Annotated in this window: 9 protein-coding genes; 7 read left to right on the top strand and 2 right to left on the bottom strand. The window is 69.5% G+C overall.

The features are described from left to right. Positions 1 to 24 precede the first annotated feature (24 nt). Entirely contained in the window at positions 25 to 1,371 is a 1,347-nt protein-coding gene (locus tag DJ73_RS17245) for an alkaline phosphatase family protein (RefSeq protein WP_094558575.1), read from the bottom strand. A gap of 125 nt (positions 1,372 to 1,496) precedes the next feature. On the opposite strand from DJ73_RS17245, the gene DJ73_RS17250 reads away from it, so the two are divergent. After that, positions 1,497 to 2,468, top strand: coding sequence for a phosphoadenosine phosphosulfate reductase family protein (locus DJ73_RS17250; RefSeq protein ID WP_094558576.1), 972 nt, complete (start codon positions 1,497 to 1,499; stop codon positions 2,466 to 2,468). 345 nt (positions 2,469 to 2,813) lie between these two features. Continuing rightward, the gene (locus DJ73_RS17255; RefSeq protein WP_094558577.1) at positions 2,814 to 3,113 is read left to right on the top strand and encodes an amphi-Trp domain-containing protein; all 300 of its coding nucleotides are present in this window, start codon (positions 2,814 to 2,816) and stop codon (positions 3,111 to 3,113) included. A 138-nt stretch (positions 3,114 to 3,251) separates the two neighbouring features. Here the strand turns inward: DJ73_RS17255 and DJ73_RS17260 are convergent, their stop codons facing one another. Then, positions 3,252 to 3,512 carry a hypothetical protein gene (locus DJ73_RS17260; protein WP_094558578.1) on the bottom strand — a complete coding sequence of 87 codons (261 nt, stop codon included), beginning with the start codon at positions 3,510 to 3,512 and terminating at the stop codon, positions 3,252 to 3,254. Positions 3,513 to 3,639: 127 nt separating this feature from the next. On the opposite strand from DJ73_RS17260, the gene glmM reads away from it, so the two are divergent. The 5 genes from glmM (at position 3,640) to DJ73_RS17285 (ending at position 11,709) form a co-directional block, all read left to right on the top strand. After that, positions 3,640 to 4,962, top strand: coding sequence for a phosphoglucosamine mutase (gene glmM, locus DJ73_RS17265; RefSeq protein WP_094558579.1), 1,323 nt, complete (start codon positions 3,640 to 3,642; stop codon positions 4,960 to 4,962). Between the two features lie 70 nt (positions 4,963 to 5,032). Continuing rightward, positions 5,033 to 6,427, top strand: a complete 1,395-nt coding sequence (locus tag DJ73_RS17270) for a M28 family metallopeptidase (protein ID WP_094558580.1) — start codon at positions 5,033 to 5,035, stop codon at positions 6,425 to 6,427. Then, positions 6,424 to 8,478: a CocE/NonD family hydrolase gene (locus tag DJ73_RS17275; RefSeq protein WP_141212988.1), complete on the top strand. Its 2,055-nt coding sequence runs from the start codon at positions 6,424 to 6,426 to the stop codon at positions 8,476 to 8,478. The genes DJ73_RS17270 and DJ73_RS17275 overlap by 4 nt, the downstream gene beginning before the upstream one ends. Before the next feature lie 181 nt (positions 8,479 to 8,659). After that, entirely contained in the window at positions 8,660 to 9,709 is a 1,050-nt protein-coding gene (locus tag DJ73_RS17280) for a succinylglutamate desuccinylase/aspartoacylase family protein (RefSeq protein WP_094558582.1), read from the top strand. A 278-nt stretch (positions 9,710 to 9,987) separates the two neighbouring features. Further along, a complete protein-coding gene (locus DJ73_RS17285; RefSeq protein WP_094558583.1) occupies positions 9,988 to 11,709 on the top strand; it encodes an ABC transporter substrate-binding protein in 1,722 nt (573 codons plus the stop codon). The last annotated feature ends 34 nt before the right edge of the window (positions 11,710 to 11,743 follow it).

The following is an 11,743-nucleotide window of genomic DNA, read 5'->3' on the forward strand; positions in this document are numbered from 1 at the left end:
CGGTGCGCCCGCGACGGTGACGGTCTACTCCGCGATGAGGCTCTCGCCGTCGAAGTCGGCGTCGGCGTCGACGTCCATCAGGTCCAGAATCGTCGGCGCGACGTCGAAGAGGTTCGAGCCCGCGACGTCGACGTCGGGGTCAGTCGTGTACAGCAGCGAGTTCTCGAACTTGTGCATCCCGTTTCGCGGCCCCTCGGTGAAGACGGCCTCCTTGCCCCCGAAGCCGGACTTCAGGTCGAAGCCGTCCGCGGGGATGACGACGAGGTCCGGCGCGATCTCGTCGTGGGCGCCGTCGAAGGCGTCCTCGCCGTTCACGATCCGCTTGCACACCTGCCGGCCGTCGGGGCCGGTGAGCCCCTCCAGGTCGGCGCGGAGCTCATCGCGGACCGCCTCGTACTCCGACTCGGGGACGACGCCCTCGGGTTCGCGGCCCTCGAGATTGAGGTAGAAGCGCCCGGGGATGAGCGAGTACGCGCGCGCCTCGTCGTCGATGTCTTCGAGCGAGTCGTGGTCGTCATCGTCGTACGAGAGCCACCCCTCGCCGGCGAGGAACTCGTTGCAGTTCACCTCCCACTCCAGCTCGGTGAAGCCGTGGTCGGAGGCGACGATCAGCGTCGTGTCGTCGTCGAGCGAGTCGCGGATCTCGCCGATGTAGCCGTCGAGCGTGCGGTAGAAGTCGAGGAAGTCGTCGCCGTACGTCCCGTCGTTCGCGTAGTCGCCGAACAGGAAGTGATTGACCCGGTCGGTGCTCATGAACACGCCGAAAAACAGGTCCCAGTCGTCCTGATCGAGGTAGTGGGTGAACACGTCCTGTCGGGCGTCGAGGGTGGCGTGAGCGTTCTCGATGAACTCGCTCTTGTCCTCGTCGTGGCCGAGCTTCGCGTTCACGTCGATGCGGTAGTCCCGGTCTCCGAGCACCCGCTCGACCGCGTCGTCGCTCGCCGCCGCGTCGAGCCCGGGCGAGAGGAAGCCGGAGACCTGTCGCTGGATCCGCGTCGACGGCGGGAAGGTGACCGGGACGTTGAGCACGGTCGCGTCCCGGCCCGCGTCGGTGACGCGGTCCCACAGCCGCGTCGCCTTCACGTGTCGCCCCATCGGGACGTACGTCTCGTAGGAGTCGACCTCGCGGTCTTGGAAGCCGTACACGCCCGTCTCGCCGGGGTTCACGCCGGTCGTGAGGCTCGGCCAGCACGCGCTCGACTCGGGCGGTACGATGCTCTCCAAGCGCCCGGCTGATCCCGTCTCGGCGATGTCGGTCAGGTTCTCGAACACGTCGGGGTGCTCCTGAACGAGGTCGTACGGTACGCCGTCGATGCCGAGGAAGACGACGCGCTCGTCGTCGTCGCCGCGCAGCCGGTCGAACAGTCCCATGACCCGGTAGTCCGGTTCCGCCGACATATCCCTTGTGCTACGCCGAGCGGGACCCGATCGCCGGGAGCGACGGCGCGGTTCGGATTCAGAAGGCCTATTTCGCTTCGCACTGACACTCAGCCCGTATGAGCGATGACTTCCCGGCGAGCGTCGACGTCGATTACGCCGACGGCGAGGGCGAGGATCCGGCGGACTACCCGTCGTTGCAACACAAGTTGGAGAAGGCGATCGAGGTCACGCGGCGGGGGCTCGAGCAGTACGAGAACCCGGCGGTGATGTGGACCGGCGGGAAGGACTCGACGCTGACGCTGTACTTCATCAATCAGGTGGCCGAGGAGTACGGCTACGAGAAGCCGACCGCCGTCTTCATCGACCACTTCCAGCATTTCGACTCGATCACCGACTTCGTCGAGCGCTGGGCCGACGAGTGGGAGATCGATTTGGTGTACGCCCGCAACGAGGACGTCGGCGCCTACGTTGACGACCACGGGCTCGAACCCGGCGACGACATCCCCGTCGACGCCCTCTCCGAGCACAACCAGCACCACATCCGCGAGATCCTCGAGTACGAGGAGGAGTCGTTCCCGTTCCTGTTGGACACGTACGTGGGGAATCACCTGCTGAAGACGGTCGCGCTCAACGACGCGCTCGAGGAGTACGACATCGACGGGGTCATCTCGGGCGTGCGGTGGGACGAGCAGGAGGCGCGCGCGGATGAGACGTTCTTCTCGCCGCGCCACGACCCGGAGCTGTTCCCGCCGCACGACCGCATCCAACCCATCCTCCAGTTCGCCGAGGCCGACGTCTGGGAGGCGTTCTGGAACTACGTCGTCCCCGACACGGTCGAGGCGTTCCCCGACGAGGGGTACGTCCCCGACTCGGCCGAGGACCTCCCCGACGGAGTCACCCAGGAAGACGTCCCCATCTCGCCGAAGTACTTCGCGGGCTTCCGCTCGCTCGGCAGCGAAGTCAGCACTGACAAGACGACCGAGGAACCGGCGTGGCTCCAAGACCTCGAGGGGACGACCGAGCGCGCCGGCCGCGCTCAGGACAAAGAGGACCTGATGGAGCGGCTCCGCGACCTCGGCTACATGTAACGCTCGGCGGGACCTCTCGTTCCGACGCCGACGGTCGAATCGTTCGACGAACCCGCCCGTTTCCGGCCGGCGACCCACGCGGCCGCCGTCGGCGACGCGAACCACACCGCTTTTGCTTTAGGCCTGCCTAAATACGCCGACGGTCACTGATACCCACTCCTGTTCCGAGCCGGCGTCGGGTTCCGACACGCACGGGGTCCCCGACATCGGATCAAGAGGCACACGAGTCCCCGACGTCTCGCCGCGCGCAAACCTCGAAACGTCGATACTCGCGGAGATCCGGAACCGCGGTCGGAGGGAATGCGAGCGACGTGACCGTCGACGTCTTTCGAGAGGACCACCCACATGTCACACACCGAATCCGACACCGACGAGACCGAGCGCACGACCATTCGAACGGGCCGCGACTTCGAACAGGAGTACCGGCTCGACGCGAGCGAGGCGGGCGAGTTCCTGATCGAGCTGGGCGAACAGCTCCGCGACGGGGACGAACTGACGATCAGCACCGACGAGTGGGAGCTCCCGTTCTCGTTCGGCGAGCCGGTCGAACTCGAGATCGACTTCGAGGGCGTCGGCGAGCCCGAACTCGAGATCGAGCTGGAACTCCCGGGCCGAACGGACGAGAAAGCACCGAACGTCGAGTGAGACGGCCCGCCGTCGTTTTTGCGGCGTTTCGGCGGCGCTCTCGCTCGTTCAGGTCGCGCTGGGCTAGCCCCTCACCGGCGCACGTCCGTGGCACACCCGGCGGTCCGCGTTCAGCGGTCCGCGTTCAATTGCTCGCGCTCAGCGGTCCGCGAGCTGAATCCCCCGCGCGACGACGTACATCAGCGTGATCCCGGTGCCGACGGCGATCACGAACTGCGAGACGACGGTGAGGAATCCGACGAGCAGGGAGCTCCCGCCGACCAGCAGGGAGATCAGGAACAACACCAGGGCCGCACCGCCGAAGAAGGCGATGAGGCCCGCGAGGGGGAACGCCTCCGCTCGGATCTCCCGGACGTCCAACTCTCCCGATTCGGGGTCGATAAACGGAGGTGACGACATAGCGGGGAATGGACGCCGACGCCCATAACGTGGGCGGGCGCTCTGAGGGTCCCTCTCCCGGCGTGCGAGGCCCCGGTTCCCCGGATCGGACCAGAAACGTCTTTTCGCCCGGCGGTGAAACCGCGGTATGTTCGGGACGAGCGGCGTCCGTGGACGCGTCGGCGACGAGATCACCGCGAGCCTCGCGCTCGACGTCGGCCGCGCGCTCGCGACGGACGGCGCGGAAACCGTCGTTCTCGGTCGGGACGCGCGCGCGAGCGGGCGAACGCTGAGCCGCGCCCTCTCCGCCGGAATCACCGAGTGCGGCGGCGACGTCGTCGACGTCGGCGTCCAGTCGACGCCGACCGTCGCCCGCGCGGTCGTCGCCGAGGGCGCGGACGCCGGCGTCGTCGTCACCGCCTCGCACAACCCGGCGCCCGACAACGGGATCAAGCTCTGGAGCGCGGACGGCAGCGCGTTCGACGAGGACGCGAACGCCCGGATCGCGGAGATCGTCGAGGCGGAGGCGTTCGAGTTCGCGGCGTGGGACAACCTCGGGTCCCACCGCCGGCTGGAGGGCGCCCGGGACCGCCACGAGCGCGCCCTCCGGGAGTCGGTCGCGCTCCCGGACGACCTCGCCGTCGTCGTCGACCTCGGGAACGGCGTCGGGCGCGTCACCGCCGACGCGCTCCACGCGGCCGGCTGCGACGTGGAGACGCTCAACGCCCAGCGAGACGGTCGGTTCCCGGGGCGGCCGAGCGAGCCGACCGCCGAGAACTGCGCGACGGCCTGCGCGGTCGTCGAGGCGACCGACGCGGACCTCGGGGTCGTCCACGACGGCGACGCCGACCGGCTGATGGCGATCGACGAGCGCGGACGATTCGTCTCGGGGGACGCGCTGCTCGCGCTGTTCGCCCGGCGGGAGGCCGAGGCGGGCGACCGCGTGGCGGTGCCGGTCGACACGAGCCTCCTCGTCGCCGACGCGCTCGCCGAGGTCGGCGCCGAGGTGACGTACACGCCCGTCGGCGACGCGTACGTGGCCGCCGAGACGCGGCAGCCGGACGTCGCGTTCGGCGGCGAACCCAGCGGCGCGTGGATCTGGCCCGACCGGACGCGCTGTCCCGACGGCCCGCTCGCCGCCTGCACGCTGGCCGCGCTGGTCGGCGCGGCGGGGTCGCTGGCCGGACTCGTCGACGACCTCCCGTCGTACCCGATCCGGCGGGACTCGATCCGACTCGACGAGAAGCGAGCCGTGGTCGACCGCGTCGCCGACCTCGCCCGCGAGGAGTTCGACGACGTGTCCGCGCTCGACGGGATACGAGTGGAGACGGAGGCGGGCTGGTTCCTCGTGCGAGCGAGCGGGACCGAGCCGCTGGTTCGGATCACCGCCGAGGCGCGGGACGAGAGCGACGCCGACGAGCTGTTCGCGACCGCCCGCGGGCTCGTGGACCGAGCGAGCGACGCGGACTGACCGCGATCTCCCGGCAATCCTCCCGCCGTCCCCGCGGAATCATATACGAGACGCACGTGTGTGGGAGCGTATGACAACCCTGCCGTCCGAGACCGTCGGTGACGCGTACACGGAATCGACCGCGTGGGAGCTGCTCGCCGACCTCGCGGACCTCGGCGATCGGATGCCCGGCCACGAGGGCGAGGCCGCGGGGGCGTCGCTCGTGGCCGACGCGTTCGAGGACGCGGGGCTCGACGAGGTCTCGACGACGCCGTTCCCGATCCCCGGCTGGTGGCGCGGGGAGGCCTCCCTCACCGTCGATCGCGGCGGCCGATCGGCGACGTTCGGCGGGAGTCACGAGCTCGTCGAACTGCCGGGAACGCCGTCGGGAACGGTGACCGGGAGCGTCGTCGACATGGGCCACGGCCTCCCGGAGGACTTCGAGGGCGTCGACCTCTCGGGGTGCATCGCGATGGCGTCGAGCCTCACTCCCGACGACTACGGCCGGTGGGTCCACCGGAGCGAGAAGTACGACTACGCGGCCGAGTCGGGCGCGGAGGGCTTCCTGTTCTACAACCACATCGAGGGGGCGCTCCCGCCGACCGGCGACGTCGGCCACACGAACGGGCCGGGGCCGATCCCGGCCGTCGGGCTGAGCAAGGAGCTCGGCGACCGGCTCGTGCGCCACTGCGACGACGCCGAGGCGGACCGCGGCGTCGAGGCGACGCTCTCGGTCGAGGCGCGGAACGAGCCGGCCACCTCCGCGAACGTCGAGGCCGTCGTCGGCCCCGACACCGACGAGGAGGTGTTGTACACCGCGCACGTCGACGCCCACGACGTGGGTGTCGGCGCGAACGACAACGGGTTCGGGTCGGCGCTCGTCGTCGGCGTGGGCCGGGCGCTCGCGTCGATCGAAGACGAGCTCGAGACGCGCGTCCGGCTCCTCGTCTTCGGGGCCGAGGAGACCGGGCTCTACGGCTCGTACTACTGGTCGCACACCCACGACCTCGACCGCGTGAAATGCGTCGTTAACATGGACGGCGCGGGCTACTCGCGGGACCTCGAGATCTACCCCCACGGCGCGCCGGAGATCGGCGAGGCGTTCGCGGAGGTGAGCGACGAGTTCGGCGTGCCGATCGCGGTCGAGGACGGGCTCCGCCCGCACAGCGACCACTGGCCGTTCGCCCAGCGCGGCGTCGCCGCGGCGCAGGGCCGCTCGACCGCCGAGGACAGCGGCCGGGGGTGGGGCCACACGCACGGCGACACCCTCGACAAGCTCGACATCCGGGACTTACGCGAGCTGACGGTGCTGTCCGCGGCGGGGGTCGCGACGCTGGCCGAGGCGGACCGCGAGGTCGCGGGCCGCGACCCCGAGTCGGTGAAAGAGGAGACGATAGCGGAGGGCCACGACGTCGGGATGAAGGCGACGGACTCCTGGCCGTGGGGCGACGACCGACCGTGGCCGTGGGCCGACGAGCTGCAGTGACCGGGCGGATCGCCCGCCACGAGGGACTCCGGATCCCCGTCGGCGACGAGACCGTCGCGGCGACCCGCTACGAGCCCGTCGACGAGCCCGGTCCGTCGCCGGCGCTCCTCAACTACGTGCCGTACCCGCAACAGGACAGCATCACGTACGGCGGGTACGACCCGCTCAACCGGTACCTCGCCGCCCGGGGCTACGAGGTTATCGCGGCCGACATGGTCGGCACGGGCGGGTCGACGGGGTTCATCGACGAACCGTTCACGCGCCGGGAGGGCGAAGAGCCGGCCGCGATCGTCGACTGGCTGGCCGACCGCCCGTGGACGACCGGGAAGGTCGGGATGTTCGGGAAGTCCTACGGCGGGATCACCGCGCTCGACGCCGCCGCGCAGCGCCCGGACGCGCTCGAGGCGATCGTCCCGATCCACACCCCGTTCGAGGGGGTCAGGAACGCGTACACCTACGGCGGCCTCTTCGAGCTGCTCACCATCGGGATGGACTGGCTCACGCTGATGCAGGCGCTCGACGCGAAACCGCCCTCGGATCCGTCCGGCGACCCGGCGTCGCTCGACGCGTGGCTGGAACGGCTCGGTCAACTCGACGACCGCGACCCGTGGCTGTTCCAGTTCCTCGACGCCGGCCCCGACGGGGAGTACTGGGCGGACAAAGCGATACCGGTCGAGCGGATCGACGTGCCCGTCCTCGCCGTCGACGGCTGGCGCGACCCCTACACCGAAGACACGCTCCGGTACGTCGACCGGATCGACGCGCCGACCCGCGTCCTGCTCGGCCCGTGGCGCCACCGGATGCCCCACCGCGGCCGCGAGTCGGCCGTCGACTTCCGCCGGCAGGTGGCCGACTGGTTCGACCGGTTCCTGCGCGACGAGGACACCGGCGTCCTCGATCACCCGCCCTACCGGGTCTGGACCGAGCGGGAGGGCGGCGGGACTCGCGCGGGGGTCTGGCGCGGGCTCGACGCGTGGCCGACCCTCGGCGACGGGGGCGCGGACCGGATGGCGTTCGCGCTCACGCCGGACGGGCTCGCGGTCGACGGCGCCGACGTTCCCGACGGCGCCGACGTCCTCGACGGGGACGACGAATTCGACGGGTCGACCGCGACGGCTCGCGAGTTCTCGGAAGCGGCCGCGTTCGCCTGTGAGCCGGACCCGACCGTCGGGCTCGCCTCCGTCGACCCGTACGGCGCGGCGACCGCGCCGCCGCTCACGAACGACGACGACGCGCGGACGCTCGCCTTCGACACCGACCCGCTCGACCGGCCCGTGGAGCTCACCGGGACGGGCGAGGTCGAACTCCGGATCGAATCTCCCGTCCCGGACCCGACGGTCGTCGTGCGACTGGTCGACGTCGACCCCGCCGGTCGGGGTCGGACGGTCGCGCACGGGGCGGTCCGCGGCGCCTTCCGCGACGGGCTGGACTCTCGAGACCCGCTGCCGACGGACGAGGAGACGGACCTCGCTGTCGCGCTGGAGCCGACGTCGCACCTGTTCGAGGCGGGTCACCGGATCCGACTCGCGGTCGGGACGGCGCTCTTCCCCGAGGTGGCGGCGATTCCCGGACCGGACGGGCCGTCGCTCGGCGAGCCGATCACGGTTCGGTCGAGCCCGGCCGCGCCGTCTCGCCTGCGGTTCCCCGGCCGCCGGCACGCGGCGGCCGACCCCGCGTTCGCCGACGCGATCCGGATGGCGGGACCGGACGAGGAACGGATCTCCGCGCGCGCCGAGCGGGCGACCGGATCGACCGAGTGGGAGACGTCGCGGACGCACGTCTCGGACGGGGTCCGCGCCGTCAAGTCGAGCGAGCAGCGCGTCGACCTCCCGCACGGAGCGTTCGCCGCCGAGTCGACTCACGAGGCGACGGTCGACGGGGGCGATCCGGCGTCGATCGACGCCCGGAACGCCCACCGGATGACCGTCGAGAACGACCTCGGAACGTTCCTCGTGGACGCGACGAGCCGGATCTCCCCGTCGGAGTGTCGCGTCCGGACGACGGTCGCTCACGAGGGAACCACGCTGTACGAGGGCGAGTGGACCCGGTGAGTGACCGGCGGTCTCGTCCGCGCCGCGGTCGCCTCCGCCCGCCGGCGTGCGCCGCGGTCGCGTCTGTCCGCTCGCCCGACGGAGCACAAGTCAGCACATAAACTGATAGTGCCGGGCCCACTCGAAGCGACGTGATGACCGCTCGAAACGACGACCACCGAGGGCACGACGGGGGAGACCGATGAAGGTCGGCACGGCCGAGGCCGGCCCCGGCGAGACGGCGACCGGGCACCGGACGGTGGCGGAGCTCCCGGTCGGGGGGTCCGAGGACCTCCCGGTGACGGTGCTCAACGGCGGCGAGACCGGTCCGACGGTGTGGGTAACGGGCACGATCCACGGCGACGAGCCCACCGGAACGGCGGTGATACACGACCTCTCGGAGCGAGTCGACGTCGCCGAGCTCGCGGGGGCGGTCGTCTGTCTCCCGGTGATGAACCCCACGGGGTTCCGAACCGCCTCCCGGACGTCCTCCTATCACGGCGACGACCCCAACCGCTACTTCGGTCGTGACGACGGCTCGAAGACGCCGCCGCGCGTCCAACAGGTGATCTGCGACCGGATATACGACGACATCCGCGCGACGGCCGACGCGCTCGTCTCGCTTCACACCTCGTGGGTCGCGACCCACCCATACACCATTCAGCCGCGGGTCTCGTACGGCGAGGACCGGAGCGTCTCGGACGCGGCGGTGCTCCGCGACCGGCTCATCGAACTGACGGAGGCCTTCGGGCTGCCGGTCGTCAACCAGTTCCCGCCGGACGAGACCGAGACCCGCGATCTCCAGCACTCGCTCAGCGGCGCGGCCGTCGCCGACGGGATCCTCGCGTTCACGCCGGAGCTCGGCGGCCGGCTCGTCGTCGAGCGCGACGTCGTCGCGGCGGCCGTCGACGGCGTCTGGAACGTCCTCCACGCGCTCGAAATGGTCGACCGGCCCGCCGACCGGCACCCCGAGTTCGCGTTCGACCGCGACGGCGACCTCAGGCGGTTCGACGGTCCCCACACCGACGTCGCGGGGATCGTCCGCTATCGGGCGACGGAGGGCGACTTCGTCGAGGCGGGCGACGTCGTCGCCGAAATCGTCGACCAGCACGGCGAGCTGAAGTCCGAAGTCGCCGCCGACCGCGACGGATACGTCCTCAGCCGCCGCGAGCGCGCCGCGGTGTACGAGAACGACGTGCTACTCGACATGGCGGTCCCCGACGACGACCCGCTGTTGGTCGAGTCGGAGTGAGGCCGTTCGCCCCGGTCCCTCGGACGGGCCGGCCCTTTCGCCGCCTTCCGCGGGCGAACACCGCGCGGTCGGGAGACGAGGCCGAATCGAACGCGGGCTCGGTGTTTCGATTGTTTATAATTAACGACCATGAGGATATGTGGGTTCAGAAATAGGGGCCAAAACAGTACATTCACAGGGGGAAACGGCGATTGTCTCCCACGTTATATGGATAAAAGACTGCTGAAGCGGATGGGCCGTAAATTTATATACTATCTCCTGAAATGGTAGGCCGTTCCATGGTCCTGTCAGACGAGGACGTTAATCGACGCAAGTTCCTGAAAGCGACGACTGCGGGCGGTACGGCCGGTCTCACGGCCCTCGCCGGCTGTAGCGGCGGCGACGGCGGCGACGGCGGCGACGGCGGCGACGGCGGCGACGGCAACGACAGCAGCGAGGACGGCAGCGACGGCGGCGACGAAGCCGGCAACGAGGGAAGTAACCTCCCGACGTACACCTACGTCAACAACGCGCAGAGCTACAACCCACCGCGACACGACGCGATCAACCTCATCGCGAGCCAGTTCGGTGACGAGCTCGGCCTCGACATGGAGGTCGACGTGCTCGAGTGGGGGACGCTGTTCAGTCGCGTCTCCCAGGAGTACAACTACAGCTTCGCGACGTGGCACACGTTCTTCGTCTCGGAGCCGGTGACCGAGCTGAACAACCTGTTCAACTCGGGGAACACCGACCCCGGCGAGGGCAACTACTCGGGGTACGAGAACCCCGACCTCGACGAGCTGATGGGCAACTACCTGGGCGAGCCGGACGCCGAGACCCGGATCGACCAGTGTCACGAGATCCAGCAGATCCTGATGGACGACGTGCCGACGATGCCCATTACCCAGATGCCCCAGGCGGCCATCTTCAACAGCAACCAGGTGAGCAACTGGCAGGCGGACCTCGCGAACGGGTTCAACTCGTACTGGACGATGATCAACCTGGAGATGGAGGGCGACACGAGCACCCTGAAGGGGTACTGGCCGGAGACGCTCTCGACGATGAACGTGCTCGGGCACAACGACGAGAGCAAGCACGTCTACCAGTTCAACATGATGTACGACTTCCTGGTCCAGCTCAACAACAACGCCGAGCCGGACCCGGAAGTCAGCCTCGCGACCGACTGGAACCGCGTCGACGAGACCACGATGGAGTACACGATCCGGACCGACCACTCGTGGCACGACGGCGAGGACCTCACGGCCGAGGACGTCGCGTTCACGTACAACTACATCAATGACAACGAGGTGCCGCTGTACTCCACGCAGTCGCAGTACATCGACAGCGCGGAGGTCGTCGACGAGGAGACCGTTCGGATCAACATGGCCGAGCCGCTCGGGCCGTTCAACCTCGCGGTCGCGAACCTCATCCCGATCATCCCCGAGCACATGTGGGCCGACCGGGACAACCCCAGTCAGGCGAACATCGAGGAGCCCGTCGGGAGCGGTCCGATGATGTTCGACTACTGGGAGCAGGGCAGCGAGTTCGGGATGGTCAAGTTCGACGACCACTTCGCGCCCGTCAGCTTCGAAGAGCGCTTCTGGCGCGTCATCCCCGAGGCGTCGACGGTGTGGGAGAACCTCATCAACGGCGAGCTCAACTACGAGCCGTTCGGCCGGATCGACCGCCAGCTCGACCAGAACCAGGACAACGAGAACATCGGGACCCAGTTCCAAACCGCTCCGACGTTCTGGATGTTCACCCCCAACGAGCGCCAGGAGGGACTCGGCGACGTCCAGATGCGGAAGGCGCTGGTCGAGGCCATCCCGCGGACGGCCATCGTCGACCAGATCCTGTTCGGCTTCCCGGAGCGCGGGTTCAACATCGTCTCGCCGGCGTTCGGGCCGCTCCACACCGAGGACGTCACCGAGTACGAGGAGAGCATCGACGCCGCCCGGAGCCGGCTCGAGGAGGCCGGCTACACGTGGAACGACGACGGCGCCATTCAGGCGCCTGAGTAGAGCGAACGGCCGTTCCACGGGTTTATCGACACAA

This window comes from Halorubrum sp. Ea1, assembly GCF_002252965.1.
Lineage (GTDB): Archaea > Halobacteriota > Halobacteria > Halobacteriales > Haloferacaceae > Halorubrum.